The organism is Ancylobacter sp. TW_SC_1 (assembly GCF_056836805.1).
Genome location: NZ_CM166365.1, coordinates 2,914,485 through 2,934,835 on the forward strand (window position 1 = coordinate 2,914,485; position 20,351 = coordinate 2,934,835).

16 protein-coding genes are annotated in these 20,351 nt (G+C 68.4%); 7 read left to right on the forward strand and 9 right to left on the reverse strand.

Annotation, left to right across the window (positions count from 1 at the left end; all coding sequences use genetic code 11):
- Positions 1–56: 56 nt before the first annotated feature.
- The 6 genes from AC1PZ7_RS13445 (at position 57) to AC1PZ7_RS13470 (ending at position 7,320) form a co-directional block, all read left to right on the forward strand.
- On the forward strand, positions 57–1,094 hold the full coding sequence (locus AC1PZ7_RS13445) for an ABC transporter substrate-binding protein (protein ID WP_482355724.1): 1,038 nt from the start codon (positions 57–59) through the stop codon (positions 1,092–1,094).
- A gap of 132 nt (positions 1,095–1,226) precedes the next feature.
- Positions 1,227–2,099, forward strand: coding sequence for an ABC transporter permease (locus tag AC1PZ7_RS13450; RefSeq protein ID WP_482355725.1), 873 nt, complete (start codon positions 1,227–1,229; stop codon positions 2,097–2,099).
- A gap of 2 nt (positions 2,100–2,101) precedes the next feature.
- Positions 2,102–2,896 (forward strand): ABC transporter permease, encoded by a 795-nt coding sequence (locus tag AC1PZ7_RS13455; RefSeq protein WP_482355726.1) that lies wholly within the window; start codon positions 2,102–2,104, stop codon positions 2,894–2,896.
- Positions 2,893–4,590, forward strand: a complete 1,698-nt coding sequence (locus tag AC1PZ7_RS13460) for a GMC family oxidoreductase (protein WP_482355727.1) — start codon at positions 2,893–2,895, stop codon at positions 4,588–4,590. The genes AC1PZ7_RS13455 and AC1PZ7_RS13460 overlap by 4 nt, the downstream gene beginning before the upstream one ends.
- 115 nt (positions 4,591–4,705) lie before the next feature.
- Entirely contained in the window at positions 4,706–6,208 is a 1,503-nt protein-coding gene (locus AC1PZ7_RS13465; protein ID WP_482355728.1) for an NAD-dependent succinate-semialdehyde dehydrogenase, read from the forward strand.
- Positions 6,209–6,246: 38 nt separating this feature from the next.
- Positions 6,247–7,320 carry a tartrate dehydrogenase gene (locus AC1PZ7_RS13470; protein ID WP_482355729.1) on the forward strand — a complete coding sequence of 358 codons (1,074 nt, stop codon included), beginning with the start codon at positions 6,247–6,249 and terminating at the stop codon, positions 7,318–7,320.
- 133 nt (positions 7,321–7,453) lie between these two features.
- Here AC1PZ7_RS13470 and AC1PZ7_RS13475 read toward each other — a convergent pair whose 3' ends face one another.
- The 9 genes from AC1PZ7_RS13475 to AC1PZ7_RS13515 form a co-directional block, all read right to left on the reverse strand.
- Positions 7,454–7,936, reverse strand: coding sequence for a cupin domain-containing protein (locus AC1PZ7_RS13475; protein WP_482355730.1), 483 nt, complete (start codon positions 7,934–7,936; stop codon positions 7,454–7,456).
- 150 nt (positions 7,937–8,086) lie between these two features.
- Positions 8,087–8,809 (reverse strand): HAD family hydrolase, encoded by a 723-nt coding sequence (locus AC1PZ7_RS13480; protein WP_482355731.1) that lies wholly within the window; start codon positions 8,807–8,809, stop codon positions 8,087–8,089.
- A complete protein-coding gene (locus tag AC1PZ7_RS13485) occupies positions 8,806–10,491 on the reverse strand; it encodes an ABC transporter permease subunit (RefSeq protein WP_482355732.1) in 1,686 nt (561 codons plus the stop codon). The genes AC1PZ7_RS13480 and AC1PZ7_RS13485 overlap by 4 nt, the downstream gene beginning before the upstream one ends.
- Positions 10,488–11,531: an ABC transporter ATP-binding protein gene (locus AC1PZ7_RS13490; RefSeq protein ID WP_482355733.1), complete on the reverse strand. Its 1,044-nt coding sequence runs from the start codon at positions 11,529–11,531 to the stop codon at positions 10,488–10,490. Before AC1PZ7_RS13490 ends, AC1PZ7_RS13485 begins: the two co-directional genes overlap by 4 nt.
- 28 nt (positions 11,532–11,559) lie before the next feature.
- Positions 11,560–12,573: an ABC transporter substrate-binding protein gene (locus AC1PZ7_RS13495; protein ID WP_482355734.1), complete on the reverse strand. Its 1,014-nt coding sequence runs from the start codon at positions 12,571–12,573 to the stop codon at positions 11,560–11,562.
- A gap of 145 nt (positions 12,574–12,718) precedes the next feature.
- Complete coding sequence (locus tag AC1PZ7_RS13500) at positions 12,719–13,537, reverse strand: DeoR/GlpR family DNA-binding transcription regulator (protein ID WP_482355735.1); 819 nt, start codon at positions 13,535–13,537, stop codon at positions 12,719–12,721.
- A 142-nt stretch (positions 13,538–13,679) separates the two neighbouring features.
- Positions 13,680–17,672, reverse strand: a complete 3,993-nt coding sequence (locus AC1PZ7_RS13505) for an autotransporter domain-containing protein (protein ID WP_482355736.1) — start codon at positions 17,670–17,672, stop codon at positions 13,680–13,682.
- A 110-nt stretch (positions 17,673–17,782) separates the two neighbouring features.
- On the reverse strand, positions 17,783–18,715 hold the full coding sequence (locus AC1PZ7_RS13510; protein WP_482355737.1) for an AraC family transcriptional regulator: 933 nt from the start codon (positions 18,713–18,715) through the stop codon (positions 17,783–17,785).
- Positions 18,716–18,718: 3 nt separating this feature from the next.
- Positions 18,719–18,892, reverse strand: a complete 174-nt coding sequence (locus AC1PZ7_RS13515) for a hypothetical protein (protein WP_482355738.1) — start codon at positions 18,890–18,892, stop codon at positions 18,719–18,721.
- A 374-nt stretch (positions 18,893–19,266) separates the two neighbouring features.
- On the opposite strand from AC1PZ7_RS13515, the gene AC1PZ7_RS13520 reads away from it, so the two are divergent.
- A complete protein-coding gene (locus AC1PZ7_RS13520; protein ID WP_482355739.1) occupies positions 19,267–20,178 on the forward strand; it encodes an agmatinase in 912 nt (303 codons plus the stop codon).
- The last annotated feature ends 173 nt before the right edge of the window (positions 20,179–20,351 follow it).

The following is a 20,351-nucleotide window of genomic DNA, read 5'->3' on the forward strand; positions in this document are numbered from 1 at the left end:
CGATCATCACCTCGCTCTAGCAAGCGGCCGACAAGAATGACCAGAGGAGAACGAAAATGCGCGTGACACTCTCGATCTCGGCGATGACGGCAGCGCTGCTGCTGTCGGCCGCCGCCGCCTCAGCCGAGCAGATCACCTTCGTGTCGCAGGGCGGCGCCTATCAGGAGGCCCAGACCAAGGCCATCCTCGATCCGGTGGCCGAACAGCTCGGCATCACCGTCAATCAGGACAGCTCGCCCGACGCCTGGCCGGTGCTGAAGACACAGACGGCGACCGGCAAGCCTGTGTGGGATGTCATCGACACGCCCACCAAGGACTGCATTCGCGGCGGCGAGCAGGGCATGATCGAGAAGCTCGACTTTTCCAAGGTGCCCAACGCGGCGGGCATCCCGGCCGAATACAAGACGGCCTATTCGGTGCCCTACGAGTTCTATTCGTCCGTGCTCGCCTACAACAAGAAGGCTTACGGCGCCAACCCGCCGAAGACCTGGGCCGACTTCTGGGACGTGAAGAAGTTTCCCGGCACACGGGCGCTGCGCAGCCATCCGATGGCCACGCTGGAGGCCGCCCTGCTGGCCGACGGCGTTCCGGCCGACAAGCTCTATCCGCTCGACGTCGACCGCGCCTTCAAGAAGCTGGAGGAGCTGAAGCCGCACGTCACCGTCTGGTGGACCTCCGGCGCCCAGTCGGCGCAGTTGCTCGCCGATGGCGAGATCGACATGGAGATGGCGTGGAACGGCCGCGTCACCGCGGTGATCAAGGAAGGCGCGCCGATCGACTACACCTTCAACCAGGGCTTCCTGCAGGAAACCTCGCTCTGCATCCTCAAGGGCGCCCCCAATCTCGAAACCGCCTACAAATTCCTGAACGCCGCCATCGCGCCCGATATCCAGGCGAACTTCCCGGCCTATATCGACTACGGCCCGGGCAACCCGGCGGCGTACAAGACCGGCAAGATTTCGCCGGAGCGGGCCGCGCAGATGCCAAGCTCGCCGGAAAACGCCGCCAAGCAGGTGCTAATCTCGGTGACGTGGTGGAGCTCCCCGGCGGGCGAGGAAGCCCAGAAGCGCTGGGCGTCCTTCATCCAGAAATAGCGCCGACAATCGCGAACCCCGACGGATGCCGCAAGGCGCCGCCGGGGTTGCGCACCCCCTCGTTCATAAGAGGCATGCCTCTCTCGTCCGGGCGCCCGCGCGCGGATGAGGGAAACCGGTCGGGAGCCCATCATGTCGACGCCAGCGGTCAATCCGTCGGACACCTATCGGCGGCAGGAACGTCGTCTGGTCCTGCTGCTGCTCGCTCCGGCCCTCGCGGTGGTGGGCGGTCTTCTCATCGTGCCGCTGTGCTGGCTCGCCTGGCAGTCGGTGCGGCAGGATGGCGGATTCACCCTTGCCCACTATGCGCGTTTCCTCACGGACGACGTCTACTGGATGACGTTCCTGCAGACCTTCCGCATGGCCTTCATCGTCACGGCGGCGACCCTGCTGCTGGGCTATCCCGTCGCCTATGTCGCGGCGAACGCCTCGCGGCGCTGGAGCATGGTGATCCTGGCGATGGTGGTGCTGCCATTCTGGACCAGCGTGCTGGTGCGCGCCTATGCGTGGTTGATCCTGCTGCAGCGGCGGGGACTCGTGAACTCCGCTTTGACCGATCTCGGCGTCATCGATCAGCCCCTCGCGCTCGTGAACAACGAGCTCGGAACGATCATCGCCACCATCCACATCCTGATGCCCTTCATGGTGCTGCCGCTCTACGCCACCATGCAGAAGATTCCGGCCGAGCTGACCATGGCCGGGGCGAGCCTCGGCGGCACCCCGCTGCATGTCTTCCTGCGCGTGTTCCTGCCGCTGTCGCTGCCCGGCGTGGTGGCGGGAATGGTGCTCGTCTTCGTGCTGACGCTCGGCTTCTACATCACGCCCGAACTGCTCGGCGGGGGGCGGACCTACATGGTTTCCATGCTGGTCTCGCGCAATATCGAGATCTACAACGAATGGGGCGCCGCCTCCTCGATCAGCATCGTCCTGCTGGCCTGCGTCTTCCTCATCTTCCGGCTCGCCAGCCTTTTCATCCCGTTCGAGCGCATCATGGGGGCCCGCTGATCATGGCGTTGCCGAAGATCCTGCTGCGTCTCTTCGTCGGGCTCGTTCTGCTCTGGCTGATGATACCCATCGTCATCATCGTGCCGATGTCGTTCTCCGGCGCGCGGTTCCTCGCCTTCCCGCCGCCGTCCTGGTCGCTGCGCTGGTACGAGGCCTATCTCGCCAGCGCCGCCTGGATGCAGGCGACCCGTGTCAGCCTCATCGTCGCGGCGTCGAGCGCGGTCATCGCCACCGTGTTGGGAACCGCCGCCGCCTACGCGCTCAATCTCAGCGGGTCGCGGCTGATACGCAGCCTGCAGGTCGTGCTGATGCTGCCGCTGGTGGTGCCCATCGTCATCACCGCGGTCGGCGTGTTCCTCGTCTATGCCAATATCGGCCTGCTCGCGACCATGGCCGGCCTGATCCTCGCCAATGTCATGCTCGGCCTGCCCTATGTCATCACCTCGGTCCTTGTGGGCTTGAGGAAATTTGATCCGGCGCAGGAGATGGTCTCGCGCAGCCTCGGCATGAACCGGCTGCGCACCTTCTTCATCGTCACCCTGCCCCAGATACGGCCGAGCGTGATCACCGGCCTGCTGTTCGCCTTCATCTCGGCGCTCGACGAGACGGTGGTGGCGCTGTTCATTTCCGGCGGGCAGTATCAGACGCTGACCAAGCGCATGTTCACCGCGCTGCGCGACGAGATCGACCCCACCATCGCGGCGATCAGCACGCTGCTCACCGCGCTCTCCTTCCTGGTGGTCATGCTCGTGGCGCTCAATGCGCGCAGCGCCGAGCGATCCAAGGCCTCATCATGAACACCGATGTTCTCGTCCTCGGCGGCGGGTCGGCCGGCTGCGTGCTGGCCGCGCGCCTCTCCGAGGATCCCCGGCGCGACGTCATACTGGTGGAAGCCGGCCGAAACGTCGCGGTGGGCGACATCCCGGCCGAGGTGCGCGCGCGCTATCCCGGCCGCGCCTATCTCGATACGTCGAACATCTGGAGCGGGCTTTCCGCGCTGATGGGCGGGGTCGGGCGCAACGCCCCCCGTTCCGCGCGCCGCTACGAACAGGCCCGTATCCTTGGCGGCGGCTCGGCCATCAACGCGCTGATGGCCAATCGCGGCGCGCCCGGCGACTATGACGAATGGGAGGCGCTTGGCGCCGAAGGCTGGAACTGGGAGGCCTGCCTGCCCTGGTTCCGCGCCATCGAAGCCGATCGCGATTTCGATGGCCCGCTGCATGGCGCGAACGGGCCGCTAGTGCTGCGGCGCATCGGCGACGAGCGGATCTCGCCCTTTGTCGATCGCGTGATGAAGACGCTGGACCGGCGCGGCCACCCGATCCGCGCCGACCAGAACGGCCCGTGGGAGGACGGCACCTTTCGCGGCGTGGCGGCGATCGACGATCGTGGCGAACGCCAGCCGACCTCGCTCGTCTATCTGACGCCGCAGGTTCGCCGGCGCCCCAATCTGAGGATCCTCACCGGTCATCTCGCGACCCGCCTCGTCTTCGAGGGCCGGCATGTCTGCGGCGCCGAGATCGAGGCGCCCGGGGGCGCTCCGATCTCCATCGCGGCGCGGCAGGTCGTGGTGGCGGCGGGGGCAATCCATTCCCCGGCGCTGCTGCTGCGCTCCGGCATCGGGCCCGCGGATGAACTGAGCCAGCTCGGCATTGCGGCCGTCGCCGACCGGCGCGGGGTCGGTCGCAACCTGATGGAGCACCCCTCGATCGCGGTCGCGACCTGGCTACCGCCCCGGACACGCGAGCGCGATCCCGGAGAACACCACGAGCAGGCGATCTGGCGCTACTCCTCCGGCCTCGACGGGGCACCGGCGGGCGACATGCATGCGGCTATCCTGTCGCGCGCGGGCTGGCATTCGGTCGGCCGGCGCACCGGCAGCCTGTTCTTCTGGGTGAACAAGTCCCATTCGCGCGGCTTCCTGCGGCTCGCCTCGCGCGATCCGACGGTGGAGCCCGAGGTCGATTTCCGCATGCTCAGCGACGAGCGCGATCTGGTCCGCCTTGCATCGGCGCTGCGCATGGGCGCGCAGGCGCTGCTTGATACGAGCATGGAGGGCTTTCGCGACGTGGTGTTTCCCGCCAGCTACACGCCGCGCGTGGCGCAGATCGCGGTACCGGGCGCGTGGAACGCGCTGCAACGCGGCGCGCTTTCCGCGTTGCTGGACATGGCGGGGCCGCTGCGCGCGGCGCTCATCCACGCGGTGGTGACGCAGGGAACCACGATGCGCGGCCTGCTGGCGGACAACGCGGCCCTCACGGACTTCGTGCGGGCGAATGTCGGCGGCACCTGGCATCCCTCTGGAACCTGCCGCATGGGGCGCGCGGACGACCCGGATGCCGTGACCTCGCCGGTCGGGGCCGTCCATGGCATCGAGGGACTGCGCGTCGCCGATGCCTCGCTGATGCCGTCGATCCCGCGCGCCAACACCAACATGCCGACCATCATGATCGCCGAACGCATCGCCGCCTTTATCCGTCGAGAAGGCTGACCCGGTCGAGCGCCACAGCGCCTGCCCGGCTCGACAATCTGCGCCCGAACGCGCAGGAGAGCCTCCGACCGGTCGCGTCGACCGGACCCGTTGCCAGCGAAGGAAACCGCACCCGATGACCATGGTCACGCCAACCACCCGGACGGGTCTTCTCCTCGACGATCCGGAGCTTTTCGTCGAAGCGGCCCTGATCGGCGGCCGCTGGTGCGGCGCCGATGACGGCTCGACCCTGCCGGTCGAGGATCCGGCCACCGGGCGCGTCATCGGCACCGTGCCGGCATGCGGCGGCAGCGAGACACGGCGCGCGATCGAGGCGGCGGAGATTGCCTTCGCAAGCTGGCGCCGCGTGCCGGCGGCGGAGCGGGCACACCTGCTCGAGCGCTGGCACGACCTCATCCTCGCCCATGCCGCCGATCTCGCGCGCATCATGACCGCCGAACAGGGCAAGCCGCTGGCGGAGGCCGAAGGCGAGGTGCGCTACGGCGCATCCTTCGTGAAGTGGTTCGCCGAGGAGGCACGGCGCATTTACGGCCGCACCATTCCCGCCCCCGGCGCGGACCGGCGCATCCTGATGCTGGAGGAGCCGGTCGGCGTCTGCGCCGCGATCACGCCGTGGAACTTTCCCATCGCCATGATTACCCGCAAATGCGCGCCGGCGCTGGCGGCGGGCTGTACCATGGTGATCAAGCCATCGGAGCTCACGCCCTTTTCCGCGCTGGCGCTCGCGCGGCTCGCCCAAAGGGCCGGCATCCCGGACGGCGTTCTGTCCGTGATCACCGGACTGCCCGCCGGCATCGGTGACGAGATCACCGCCAATCCCGTGGTGCGCAAGATCTCCTTCACCGGCTCGACGCGCGTGGGCTCGCATCTGATGCGCGCCTCGGCGGGCACGCTGAAGAAGCTCAGCCTCGAGCTGGGCGGCAATGCGCCGTTCATCGTCTTCGATGACGCCGATCTCGACCTCGCCGTGGAGGGAGCTATGGCGTCCAAGTTCCGCAATGCCGGGCAGACCTGCGTCTGCGCCAACCGCATCCTCGTGCAGGCCGGCATCCACGACGCCTTCCTCGCCCGCCTCGGCGAGCGCATCGCCGGGCTGACGGTCGGCCCCGGCACGCAGGCCGACGTCGCCATCGGCCCGCTCATCAATGCGGCGGCGACCGCCAAGGTCCGTGCGCATGTCGCCGACGCTCTGGCCAAGGGCGCGCGCGTGGCGGCGCAGGCCCGGGGTGGTCTCGATGAGGAGCGCTTCGCCGCACCGCTGCTGCTTGCCGGCGCCACCACCGACATGCTGATCGCCAATGAGGAAACCTTCGGTCCCGTCGCGCCGATTTTCCGTTTCGAGACCGAAGCGGAGGCGATAGCCATCGCCAATGGCACGCCGTTCGGCCTCGCCGCCTATTTCTACACCGATGACCTGCATCGCGCCTGGCGGGTCGGCGAGGCACTCGAATTCGGCATGGTCGGCCTCAACACCGGTTCCGTTTCGATGGAGGTGGCGCCGTTCGGCGGGGTGAAGCAGTCCGGCATCGGGCGCGAGGGCGGCTATCTCGGCATCGCCGAATATCTGCAACCCAAGGCCTTTCACATGGGCGGGCTGAAGCTCGCGCCGACGGCCTGACAAGGGCCGCGCATCCGCATCACAGGAGGAGACAGACCATGGCCGACAGACGCTACGAGATTGCCGTCATCCCCGGCGACGGCATCGGCAAGGAAGTGATGCCGGAAGGCGTCCGCGTGCTGGAGAAGGCCGCGTCGCTCTACGGCTTCACCCTCGCACTGAACTGGCACGACTTCGCCTGTTGCGACTGGTACGCCCGCCATGGCGAGATGATGCCCGAGGACTGGAAGGAGCGGATCGGCGCGTCCGACGCCATCCTGTTCGGAGCGGTCGGCTGGCCCGACACCGTGCCCGACCACGTCTCGCTCTGGGGGTCGCTGCTGCAGTTCCGCCGCGAGTTCGACCAGTACGTCAACCTGCGGCCGGTGCGGCTGATGCCGGGCGTGCCCTCGCCGCTCGTCGGCCGCAAGGCGGGCGACATCGATTTCTGGGTGGTGCGCGAGAACACCGAGGGCGAATACACCTCGATCGGCGGACGCATGTATCCCGGCACGCCGCGCGAGATCGTCATGCAGGAAACCGTCATGTCGCGCCACGGCGTCGACCGGGTGCTGAAATATGCCTTCGAGCTGGCGATGCGGCGCCCCGACAAGCACCTGACCTCGGCCACCAAGTCGAACGGCGTGGCGATCACCATGCCGTACTGGGACGAGCGGGTGGAGGCCATGAAGGCGTCCTATCCCGAGGTGCGGACCGACAAGTACCATATCGACATCCTGACCGCGCAGTTCGTACTGCATCCGGATCGCTTCGGGGTGGTGGTCGCCTCCAACCTGTTCGGCGACATCCTGTCCGATCTCGGGCCGGCCTGCACCGGCACGATCGGCATCGCGCCCTCGGGCAACATAAACCCCGACGGCATCTTTCCGTCGCTGTTCGAGCCGGTCCACGGCTCCGCGCCGGACATCGCCGGCAAGGGCATCGCCAATCCGATGGGACAGATCTGGTCCGCAGCCATGATGCTGGAGCATCTCGGCGAGGCGGAGGCGGCCGCGGCGATCGTGCGCGCCATGGAGCGCGTGCTGGTGGAGCCCTCCGCCCGCACCGGCGACATCGGCGGCAGCGCCGATACCGTCACCAGCGGCAAGGCGGTCGCCGACGCGCTCGAATGACGCCGGCGCCGATCGTCGTCCCGGCCCTCGTGGACGTGGCCGGACATGGCGTTCCGGCCACGTCCATTCCCCGAGGATCACCGGGCCGGGCTGAGCCGGACCGCCCCGGTGATCAGCATGGCCTTGACGCGCCTCATTCGCTCGGCAGCTCGTGCGCGCCTACCGGCGGGCCGAGAAATTCCACGCCCCATTTCACCCCGAAGGCGTTGAGCGCATCCGTGTCGGGCAGCCCATCGCGCATGGTTTCCGCAAGCTCGGTGAAGAAGGCCGCCGCGTCGAGGGCGGGGGCCATGAGGATGTACTGGCGGGCGGGTTTGTCGGTGACATTGACGAAGCCGTGCTCGACCCCGCCGGGAATGCTCACCACGTCGCCCGCCTCGGCGTAGAAGCGCCGCCCGTCGGCTTCGTAGAGATAGCGCCCCTCGATGACGCGGAAGATCTCCGCCTCGTGGTGGCGATGCCGCGGCGGACCCTTGCCCGGCGCGTTGATGGTCTCGATGAAACAGAACGCGCCGGCGCTCGCGGCAGGCGGCATGCGCACGAAAAGATCGAGCCCGATGGCGGGAATCTTGATCGGAGGCTCGGTCCCGCGGGAATGAAGGAAGGAGATGTTCATCGGATAAACCAGTCGAGAGGCGCCCTGCGCCGGAGAGGCGCATCTGGAGGCTGATAATCGCTGAAACCGGGCCATATGCCACGACAATCGCGTTGCCGGCGTTTCGGCCGGGTTTGACGCGCCGGAGGTGGTGGGGTGCCGGCGGCGAGGTCAGGGCTGGCGGATCCCGTCCAGCGCCGGTTCGAGATCGGCGATGCTCGACAAGCAGATATCCGCCACCGTGGAAAGAACGGCGCGGCTCCCCGTGCCGGTGAGGACGCCGATCTTCAGGCCGGCGCCACCGGCGCGGGCCATCTCCATGTCATGGAGGTTGTCCCCGACCACGGCGATCTGCGCCGGCGCGATTCCCATCTCCGCGGCGAAGCCGTGCAGCATGCCGGGACCGGGCTTGGTCCCGAAGCCGCTGTCATAGCCGATGACGGAGCGGACATGCCGTTCGAGGCCGAAGGAGTGGAGCGTTGCGCGGATGGCGGCCTCGCTGTCGCTGCTGGCGATGCCCAGCACCAGCCCCCGCGCCGTGAGCCGGCCCAGAAGGGCGTCGAGGTCGGTGACCGGGACGGCATGCGCCGCCGAACGGGTGAACAGCTCGTCGAGCGCGTGTGTCAGCGCGGGGATGTCGTAGGGGCTGCCGGCGTCGACCCAGGCTTCGGCGATCTCGCGGGTGTTGCCCGCCGCCAGGACGCTTCCCGCCTGGGTGCGGCCGGAAGCGGGATCCACGCCGCCGATGGCGAGCAGGCGGGCGGCCAGAGCCTCGTCGCCGCGCGCCGCCAGCCGCGCCGCCGCGCGGTTGATGCCGCCCCAGGTCTTCTCATAGTCGAGCAGCGTGCCGTCCTTGTCGAACAGGATGGCGCGGATGGGTCCGTCTTCGCTCATCGGATCAGCGTCACGTTCTTGGCGCCCGCGACGAAGAGGATCAGGCGGACGAGGATAAGGCAGGCGACGACGGTCGCCATGATGCAGACGGAGAAGGCCGCCGCCTGGTTGATCGCTCCCCGGTCGGACAGCTGGAGCACCGATACCGCCGCGACCTGCGTCGAGGGGGTGATCAGGAAGATGACCGCCGAGAGCGAAACCATGGCGCGCATGAAGTAGAATACGCCGATTCCCAGCAGCGTTGGCCAAATCATCGGCAGCGTCACCTTGAACAGGGTACGCAGCACGCCGGCACCGAGCATGGTGGAGGCCTCGTCGAAGCTTCCGCCGATCTGCGACAGGCTGGTCGAACTGATCAGGAAGGCCTGACTGTGGTTGTAGTAGACATTCAGGATGATGATCAGGAAGAAGCCGCCATAGAGGAAATTGAGCGGGTTGGAGAGGTCGTTGAAGCTCAGCACATAGCCGAGGCCGAGCACCATTCCCGGCACGGCGGAGGGCAGCACCGCCAGGAGCGACAGCGTGCCGGTGAGCGGGTTGCGGAACTTGTTCACGACGATGGCCGCCGCCCCCGCCAGCAGCACGCCGAGAATGGCCGTCGCCCCGGCGACGGCGATGCTGTTCCACAGCGGCGTGATGCCGTTCTGCACGTCGAACTGGTAGTGCTTGAGCGTGAACTGCATGTTGTAGGGCCACAGCCGGACGAAGCTCGCCAGGACGACCACGCCCACCACCGACAGCATCAGCGCGGCGATCGTGTAGAGATACAGCGCGAAGCCGAGGTCCCGGCGCCGGTCGGGCTTGATCACCAGCGGCTGCGACTGCGAGGTGACGAGGGCGTGCTGCCGGCGGGTGATGCGCTTCTCGAGAGCCTTCGCGATGATGGCCGGCACGAGCAGCACCACGCCAATGACGGCGCCGAGGCCGAACTGCGCCTGGCCGATGACCTGATTGTAGATTTCGGTCGCAAGCACGTTGAAGTCGCCGCCGATCACCATCGGGTTGCCGAAATCGGTCATGACCAGCGTGAAGACGACGAAGCAGGCCGCGGCGATGCCGAAGCGCGTCGCCGGCAGCGTCACCGTGCGGAAGATGCGCACGGGCCCCGCCCCCATGACCGTCGCGCTCTCATAGAGCCGGCCGTCGGCAATCGCCAGCGCGGCTGAAAGAATGAGGAAGGCATAGGGGAAGGCGTAGAGCGTGTTGGCGATCGCCGTACCCCAGAAACCATATATCTCGATGCCGGCGTCGAGGAACCGGTTCAGCGCGCCGTTGCGGCCGAGCAGCAGGATCAGGCCCTGGGCCTGCACCAGCGAGGGCGCGAAGAGCGGCATGAGCGCCACGATGCGCAACACGCTCCTGCCCGGCACCTGGGTGCGCTGCAGCCCGTAGGCATAGCCATAGGCCAGCGAGACGGCGAGGACGGTCGACAGGGCGGACATGCCCGCGCTGTTGCGCACCAGCTCCCAGAAGCGGGGGCTCGGCAGGGTCGCGGCGAAGTTGGCGAGCCCGTAGCCGGACGGCGTGTCGACGCTGCGCACCAGGATCGACAGCAGCGGCAGCAGGAAGAAGATCGCCATGGGAAGGGCGACGGCGAAGGTCAGCAACCCGGCGACCTTCCGGTCGCTGAAGAAGCGGCGCCCCTGCCCGGCGGCGGCAAAAGCGGAGGGAACCGCCGTCATGCGAGCACCCGCAACGCGTCGGCGGGAAGGTGCAGCGAGACGGCCTCGTCCACCGCCGGAATGCGGCTGCGGCCATGGATTTCCGCGACGATGGGCGCGCCGCCCGAGGCCGCCGCCACCGAGACGCGGGTGAGGTTGCCGAGGAAGGCGACATCGAGAACGCGGCCCTGAACGGTGTTCTCGCCGGATTCATCGGAGGCGCCGATCACCACATGCTCAGGACGCACGCCGAGGCTGCGCGGCGCGCCGGCTGTCGTGCCGGTGTTCACACGCAGCGGCGTGCCGGCGAGAACGGGACGGCCGTCCGCGCCGGGCGTGACGTCGATCAGGTTCATCCCGCCGATGAAACTGGCGACGAAAGGCGTCGCCGGGTTGTCGTAGAGCTCGCGCGGCGTGCCCACCTGCTCGATGACGCCGCGGCTCATCACCACCACGAGGTCGCTCATGGCGAGGGCCTCGTCCTGATCGTGCGTCACCATGATGGTGGTGATGCCGAGGCGGCGCTGCACCGCGCGGATCTCGACCCGAAGCTCCTCGCGGACCTTGGCGTCGAGCGCCGACAGCGGCTCGTCGAGCAGCAGCAGCGCCGGGTTCGGCGCCATGGCGCGGGCGAGCGCGACGCGCTGCTGCTGGCCGCCGGAAAGCTGCGCCGGAAGCTTCTGCGCGTGCTCGTCGAGATGCACCAGCCTCAGCATCGCCTCGACCCGCTCCTCGATGGCCGGCCGCGCCCAGCGCCGGCATTCCAGCCCGTAGGCGACGTTGCGCGCCGCCGTCATGTTCGGGAAGAGCGAATAGGACTGGAAGACGATGCCGAAGTTCCGGTCCCGCGCCGGGGTGTGCGACAGGTCCTGCCCGTTCAGCACGATCCCGCCGCTGTCGGCCTCCTCCAGCCCGGCGATCACGCGCAGAAGCGTGGTCTTGCCGCAGCCGGAGGGGCCGAGGAAGCAGACGAAGGTCCCGTTGGGAACGTCCAGCGAGACGCGGTCGAGCGCGGAAATGCCCGCGAACCGTTTGGTGACGTCCCGGATCGCGAGACTCATGGCCGTGATCTCCCGCCCCCGCCCGCGATCAGCGTTCGAACTTCTTCTGCCAGGTCTCGATGATGCGGGCCCGCTCATTGGCGGCCGCCGCGAAATCGACCGGGAACAGCACCGTGGAGACGTCCGCCGGCAGGCCCGCCTTGATGAAGCGCTCGGGCATGGCGCCGCCGGGCACGGTCACGATGGCCTTCCACTTGTAGTAGGAATCGGCCGCTTCCTTGCTGACCGTCCAGTCGAGGAAGCGCTTGGCCGCGTCCTTATGCTTGGAAGCCGCCACCAGCGCATTGGCTTCGAGCTCGTTTCCCGCGCCCTCGGAGGCGATGACCATGGCGATGGGATAGCCTTCCTCGATGTTCTTGATCGCGCGCAGTTCGAACGAGGCGCCGACCGCGTACTCGCCCGCCGAGGCGGCGTTGCAGGGCTTGGAGCCCGACTTGATGTACTGGGCGACGTTCTTGTCGAGTTTTTCCAGGAACGCCCAGCCCTTCTCCTCGCCCATCATCTGCAGGAGCGAGTCGACCTGGATGTAGCCGGTGCCCGAGCTGGCGGGGTTGGGCATCACCACCTCGCCCTTGAACTTCGGATCCGTCAGGTCCGCCCAGGAGGTCGGCATGGGCAGCCCCTTGGCGGCGAGCCGCTCCTTGTTCACGCAGAAGGCCGCCATGTAGCCGGTGACGGCGAACCACTTGCCGTCCTTGTCGCGGAAGCGCTCCGCGATCGCCTCGACGCCCTTGGGCTGGTAGGCCTCGAGGGTGGAGCTGATGCGCGGGTCCACCATGGAGGTGACGGCGAAGCCCCAGAGCACGTCGTGCTGCGGATTGCCGGACTCGGCGATGATACGGGCGGCGAGGTCGCCGGTCGACAGCCGCAGCATCTTCACGTCGATGTCGGGCAGGGCCTTCTTGGCTTCCGCCAGAAAGGCGGCGGCCTCGTCCTCCTCATAGGCGGTGTACACCGTGATCGTCTCGGCGGAGGCGACGCCTCCCAGCATCAGGAGAGCGGCTGCCGTCAGCAGCGCACGTCCGGCCTTCATCGTCAGCATGGTCCCACTCCGGTTCTTGTGTGGCTGTTATCCGCCGAAAAGGTTCCATTTCGATCATAGGACGATCAAAATGTAATTTTTCCAACATTCACAAGCTAGGTAGGAAACGGCCGGGTGTAAAGATCAACTTCGAAGCGGCGGCCGCTTACGCGATGTGCAGTTTCACGCCCGCGGAATCGAGCAGGGATTTCAGTTCCTGGCCGGGCGCGGCATCGGTCACGAGGTCCGATACGTCGACCACATTGCTGAGTTCGACGAGCGCCGTCCGGTCGAACTTGCTGCTGTCGGCGGCCAGGATGATCGAGCGCGAGAGTTTCATCGCCGTCCGCACGATCGAGACCTCGTTGTGGTCGTCATCGGCCATCCGGCCGTCGGCCTCGATGCCGCTGACGGCGATGATCGCGACGTCGAAACGGAAGCGGCGGATGAAGTCGGAGGTGCCCTCGCCGAAGACGCTGCCGTCCACATTGCGCACGAAGCCCGCCGGCACCGCGATGGTGAAGTCGGTCCGGTCGGCGAGAAGCGTGGCAGCGCGCAGGCTGTAGGTCACGACCTTGAGTTCCGTCCGCGCGGTAAGCGCCTCCGCCACCGCTTCGCAGGTGGTGCCGGTGTCGAGGAACACCGAGGCGCCGTCATGCACCAGCTCGGCGACGCGCGCGGCGATCCGCCGCTTGGCCTCCACCCGTTCCACCCGGCGCTGGCGGTAGATCATCGGATCGAGTGCGGCCGCGGAGATCGCCGCCCCGCCGTGATAGCGCCGCACCTTACCCAGTGCGGAGAGTTCCACGATGTCGCGGCGCACGGTCTGGGTGGTGATGGCGAAATGCTCGGAAAGCTGTTCCACCGAGGCATAGCCGACGCGCTCCAGCAGAAGGACAAGCTCATGCTGCCGCCGGCTCTTCTTGTCCGCCGGTACATTCTCGGCGGAAGCGGCGTGCAGGGAGACTGCCTTGGGAACGCTCATCGGGAAGGTGCTGTGGAGTTCAGGGAAATCAGAGCATGGACTGCCCTTATGAGCCGGCCAACTGCCGCTTTCAAGGCAGTGCGTGGAGCCAGCGCTGCCGCAACCGGCCCGGCGCGCACGCATCCCCCGCCGGAACGTCGCGTCAGAAACGCCAGCTCAGGCCGACGTTGAGACCATTGTCGGAAATGCCGTCGCCGAACGTTCCGGAATAGGACGCAGCCAGATGCGCGGTCGAGGAGAGCGGCAGGGAAAGACCGCCTTCGAGCACCAGCGTGTCTTCCGCCAGCGGCACGCCGGCAATCGAAAACGGGATGCTGCCGGCGAAGCCGAGCGTCGCTTCCGGATCGGTGTCGCCAAAGGCATGGCGCCAGCCGGCCATACCCGTGAGGCGGCCGTTCAGGGCCCCCAGGGAGATGTCGACGGATGTCCGCAGGCCCAGAGTGGTGAATGTTACCCCAGCATCGCCCGCCCCACCCGAAAGCGCCGCCAGGCCCCCGGTTTCAGCGAAATCGCCGCTGGAAACATTGACATAGGCCAGCCCCGCAAAGGGCTCCAGCGCCATCGGTCCGAGCGCCATGCGCCAGCCCGCATCGGCGAAAACCTGCGCCGTGTGGCCGTCATAGCCGCCACTCAGGCGTTCGGAGAAGCCGGGGAAGGAGACCTGGCGGGTCGTGTCGACGTCCTGGTGGGTATAGGCGGCACCCAGCCGCACCCCAAGCGGGCCGAACTGGCCGCCGCCATAGACGCCCGCATGCAGGTCGTCGCTGTCGGCTGAGGCGCCGCCAGTGGCAAAATGGTAGCTGCTCTGCCCGTAGCCGGCGAAGCCGCCGAAGCGGAACGCCTCGCCGAGCGGGCGATCGACGCCGACCACGAAGCCGCCGATGGTGCGGTCGAAACCGGCGGCGTTCGCGGTGCCGTCGAACGTCCCCCACGACCCGTAGGCCTGGCCCCACAAGGCCGCGCCCGGCTCGATGTCGCCGCCGGGCGCGGCCACGTCGCCGAAGGCCCGTCGCAGACGCCCCAGGACGGCATCGCGCACGAAGCGGCTATCGTCGAGCGCCGCGTTCCGCAGGCTGGGATAGAGATCACCCGACAACTGGTTGAAGGCAAGCCGCGCGGCGGAATCGGTCAGCTGCGAGCCGACCGCGTCGTGCAGAAAGCTCCCGGCGGGCAGGCTGTCGAGCGCCGCCGCGGTGGTCCGCTGGTTCGGCGTAATGGCGGCAGACGCGAAGGCCCGGTCCTGCAGCACGTCGAGATACACGCCCGATGTATCGGCGAAGGTCTCCACCGCATAGAAGGCGGAGATGGAATTATCGCCCACCAGCGTGTAGCTCCCGGTGACACCGCCGGCGGCCGTGAGAACGGTGAAGCGCGAGCCCAGGGACGTGACGCCGCCGAGGCCGCTGACGCTGATCAGCGCGCCCTCGGTCAGAGTGGCGGTGCCGCCGACGGCGATCAGGTCGGCGGAGCCGCCGGCCACTTCCACGGCGTAGAGAGCGCCAGCCGCCTGATTGAAATCGCCCGCAACCGTCACCGTGCCGACGGAATTGCCCGGCGCGACCGTGGCCCCGGAGGCGAGAGCCAGCGCGCCGACGCGACCATTGCCGGCCAGCACGGCGCCATCCGTCACCATGACCGGCCCGCCCAGCGATCCCGCCAGCGAGAGCGTGCCCGCATCGACGTTCGTGGTGCCGGTGAAGGCGGTTCCGTCGCCCGCATAGATCAGCGTGCCGGTGCCGGTCTTGACCAGCGCCCCACTGCCGCTCAGCGCGTTGGCGAGCGTGCCGGTGTCCGACTGGTCGATCACGAGCACACCCTGATCGAGGATCGACCCGCTGCCGAAACTCGTGGCCGATCCGATCAGCGTTCCGCCATGGATGGTGGTGGCGCCGGAATAGGTGTTGAGGCCGGAAAGCCGGGTCGTGCCGGCATAGGCATCGACGGTCAGCGCGCCGGAAAGATCCGTGGCGAGGAGGTAGTCGCCCGCCGTGTGGTTCAGCACCAGTTGCGCGCTCGCGCCCGCCTGCACGGCAAGCGCGTCGGCTTGCAGCGTTCCCGCCGCCGTCGCCGCATCGCCAGAGGCGCCGCCGATGACGATCTCGGCGGAGATGCCGGCATTGCCCTCATCATCGGCGACCCCGACCGAGACCAGGTCGGCGGCAAGGGTTCCGCCGTCGGAGAGGGTCAATCGACTGGGGGTGACGCCGCCCAGCAGAAGCGCGCTGCCCGCATCGAGGCGCGAGCCGGCGCCGGTCACGGTGATGTTGGAGGTGCCGCCGAGCGCGTCGACGAAGGTGGCCGCGACGTGCCCGCCATTCTCCACCCGCAACGTGCCCTGCCCGCCTTCGCCGGCAACCGACAATTCGCCGTTGACGGTCCAGCTTGAACCCGCGCCCGAGACGCTGACGAAACCCCGCGAGCCCGGCCCGGCGCCGAGCGCCGCGGCGCCGGTGACGAGCGACCCGCCGGTCTCGACCTCCACCGCGCCGCTGCCGCCGAAGCCGACATAGAACTCGTCGGCCACCACCAGCGAGGCGCCGGAGCCGATCTGGATTTCGCCGTGGCCTCCCGCCTGATAGCCCAACACCGCGAAATTGGTGCTGACCGAGGCGCCATCGCCAATGCCCAGCCCGCCGTCGCCGCCATCCCCCACATAGAGCACGCCGTCATTGCTCCAGCTGGAGCCCGCGCCGGACACGTCCACCACGCCGATGGTGCCGAAGACCGAGCCGATCACCCCATCCCCGGAACGCAGCGTGCCGCCATCGGCAATATGCAGCGAGCCGTAGCCGTCATAGCCCACCGCCACGGCCTCGGAGGCGGTCCAGCTCGATCCGGCTCCCGCGATCTCGAGCCGGGCGGGAACGGTGAGGTCGAAACCGACGAGAAGCTCCGAACTGGTCGCCGTTGCGCCATCGAACACCGAAACGGTTCCGCCGGTCTGCACCCGGACGGTTCCGGCACTGTCCCAGCGCGCACCCGCGCCGCCCACCTCCACCAGCGCGGGCGAGTTCTCGGCGCCCACCACCGCATTGACGTTGGACACGACCGCGCCATCGGCGATGACGAGCGTGCCGCTCCCGCTGCCGGTTGCCACCGTCAGGTCGCCGGCGATCAGCCACTGCGAACCGGAGCCGAGCACGGCCGCCTGTCCGGTGCTGTTGGCATTGCCGATCAGCGCGCTCGCGGAGGTCACGACGCCGCCATCGGAGACGACCATGGATCCGGCCCCCAGCGCCCCCACGGTGATCGCGCCCGAAGCGTCCCAGCGCGAGCCGGAGCCATCGACGGTGACGTTGCCGGTGGCCGCGCTCACGCCGTCGCCGATATTGGCGTGCCCCGACATCATCACCGCCCCGTCGAGCACCGAGACGGTCCCGTTGGTGCCGACCGCGAGCGTCCCGTCCACCTGAAAAGCCGAGCCGGCGCCGCTGACGATGACCGCGCCACTGGGCGACAACAGACCCGCCACCACCGTGTCGCCGGTGGTGACGACGCCGCCGTCCGAAACCGTCAACCGGCCGGAGCCGAAGCCTCCGACCGTCATGCTGCCGGCATTGACCCATTTCGAGCCGGCGCCGGTGACCGCGACCGAGCCGACGGCGCTGGAGCCGGCCACGCCGAAGCTGGCGTTGCCGGAGGCGAGAAGCCCGCCCTGCTCCACCGAAAGGCTGCCATTGGCATCGAAGCCCACCGTGAGGCTGCCGGAGGTGCGCCAGGCCGATCCCGTGCCGGAAATCGTCGCCGTGCCCGCCGCCGCCTGCCCCACCGTGCCGCTGGCGCCGGATACGGAGGCTCCGTCGAGGACGTCCAGGGTGCCGGTACCGCTGGCGCCGACCACGACGGCGGCATCGTTCGAAAGGGAGGTCCCCGGGCCGGTCATGGTAAGTGTCCCGGCAATGCCACCCAGGCCGATGAAGGTGTTGTCATAGGAGGGGGTGGCGCCGTGGTCGATCTGCACGCCGCCGGTCACCGACAGGTCCTGCGCACCGGCGGAGCCGACATCGAGGCCGAGGCACAGAGCGGCCAGGGAAACGGATGCAGCAAGGATGAAGCGGTCGCCACACGGGGATGCCTGTCCGCGGCATGCCATCTCATTCCTGCGCATCAGCCCCTGTCCCCAAAGCGTGGTCACGCCACCCGATTCCGGGTTTCCGCCCTAACAGCTCGCGGGGATGGGTGTTTGATCGTCCTTGCTATCCGCCGCCGGCGAGCCCGCGCCGATGCGCGGCGACAACAGGGCGATCAAGGGGTGCACGGCACCAGCAGGCTGGCGCGGAAACTGCCATTCGCGAGCCAAGGCGGGGTGCGGTACATCTCATAGGCGGGGACCTCGCCGAGCGCTCGCCGGTTGCGCGGCAGCCACACGGCACACACGCCGAACACGGCCTCCGGGATGAGATGATAGGGCCCGTCGACATCCAGCCGCACGAAAGCGCTTTCGCGCAGGGACAGGCGGCGCAACGGCGCGCGGAGGGCGGGAAACGTCGAATAGGTGTCCACCACCGTGCAGTCGTAGCGGATCTGCTCGGGCGCGGTGAAACCCGGATCGTCATAGAGGATGCCCACGGCGGTCACCTGCGCCAGCGGCAGGCCCGCCGCCTGTAGGGCGGCGGCGAAGTGCTGCCAATGGCTGGGAACGTGCGATAGCGGCCCGTGAAAACGCATGCCGATGAGCGGCAGGGCGCCCTGTCGCACCGGCGCGGCCTGGTCAACCAGGTCGACGTGCAGCCGCTGCGGTCGTGGAGCCTGCGCCTGCGCGATGGCTCGCAGACGGTTGGGCGCCATGGCGAACTGCCGCGCGAAGGCGCGCGTGAAGGCCGCCTGGCTGCCGTAGCCGCTCCGCAGGGAGGCCTCGATGATCGACGTCGACGACCGGCAGATCAGCGCCGCGGCATGGGCAAGGCGGGTGCGTCGCACATAGGCGCCGAAGGTCTCGCCCATGAGTTCGGCGAACCGACGATGAAAGTGGAACGGGCTCATGCCCACCCGCCCGGCGGCCGCCTCCAGCGTGCGCGGAGCGGAGGTGTCGCTCTCGATCCAGTCGAGCGTGGAAAGGAGGAAGCCGGCGCCCACCAGCGTCGGCGGCGCGGCCGGCAGCGCGGTCGGCAGCGACTCGGCCCAGAGTTCGGTGAGGTCCAATCCCTGGCTGGCGAGAGGCGATGCGTGGTCGAGCATGGATCAGATGCCTCGGGCGGAGGGTGCAATTGCCATGGTCGCCGTCCGCCGGAGCGCAGGGCCGGGCTCGAACGGACGCCGGTGGCGACGGCCGGTCACCTTCGCCGCCGTCGCGAGCCCGCCCGCGCCCGCCAGAAAGATCCCGAGGTCGGAGCCGGCGAGCGTCGTTTCATCCATGGACGGGGTTCTCCGTTCTCGGCAACGGCTGCGATCATCGCATCTTTGCGGGCGAGCCAGAATGGGACTGCGAAGAGGACGACATCAATACCGCAATTGGCGCCGCGCGTCGGCAGGGGCTGCTGGGTCAGCGGTGGCCCTTCCGCTCCGGCGGCATCGCGGCCGGATATTCCGCAGCCGGCGATGGAGCCGGGCCTCGCTCGCCCAGGAGGCCTCAAGCTGTGGAGAATGCGGGGCGATGGACCACGGCCCCCTGCCCGCCTCGGCGATCGGCGAGAACGATGCCATCCTGCACGCGTCGTCACGGCGACAAAGTCCACCACCAGCCGCGCCCGCGCGACACTTCAGCCGAACCCTCATCGAGACCGTCAAGAATGACCTCGTCGCCTCGCTTTCTCGGTCTTCCCGATCGCCTCGCCGACGGGAGCGCGCCCCGTGCGGTGATCTTCGGAGCGGGTCACGGCAGCACCTATCCCGGCAAGGACAGCCGCGGGTATGCCCTGGCCGCCGACGCGATCCGCGCGGCGAGCCAGGAGGATGCCGCGCTCGTCGAACACTGGGACTTCGATCTCGGCGGCCCGCTGTTCGACGGCGGGCCAGTCTGCTGCATTGATGCCGGCGATGTCCCGACCAGCTTGCAGAACAATGACGGCAACCGGGCCCGGATAGAGGCGAAGACGCGCGAGATCCTGGCATTGCCGGCCGTGCCGATCCTGCTCGGCGGCGACGATTCCGTGCCCATTCCGTTTCTCGCCGGCTTTGCCGATCAGGGACCGGTCTGGATCCTGCAGATCGACGCTCACATCGACTGGCGCGACGAGGTTGACGGTGAACGCTACGGCTATTCGAGCCCGATGCGCCGGGCGAGCGAGATGGCGCATGTCGCCGGCATGGTGCAGGTCGGCCTGCGCAGCGTCGGCAGCGCGCGCCTGCCGGAGCTCGAAGCGGCGCGGCGCTATGGCAGCCGCCTCATAACCGCCCGCGAGATTCACGCCCTGGGGGTAGATGCCGCGCTCCGGCACATTCCCGAGGGCGCCCGGGTCGTCGTCACCCTCGACTGCGACGGCCTCGATCCCGGCATCATGCCGGGCGTGGCGGCGCGCACCCCCGGAGGCCTCAGCTACACGCAGGTGATCGACCTGATCGCGGGCGTCGGCAAGCGGGCACGGATCGCCGGGTTCGACCTCGTCGAACTCTATCCTCCCACCGACATTGACGGTCTGTCGGCCCTGACCGCCGCGCGCCTTCTCGTCAACGTCCTAGGCGCCATCGTCCGGCAGGTTTGAGACCTGCCCGCTGAAGCCGGCCGGTCCCTGCGAGCGAATGAGCGACGCCGTCCCGGAGGCGCCGGGCACGGTCGCCGGACACGATGGTCACCTCCCCGGGCGGGAATAACGCGGCAGTTGCTGCGCGGGTCGTGATTCACGTTCAATGTATACGTCACATGGCGCCAAGTGGC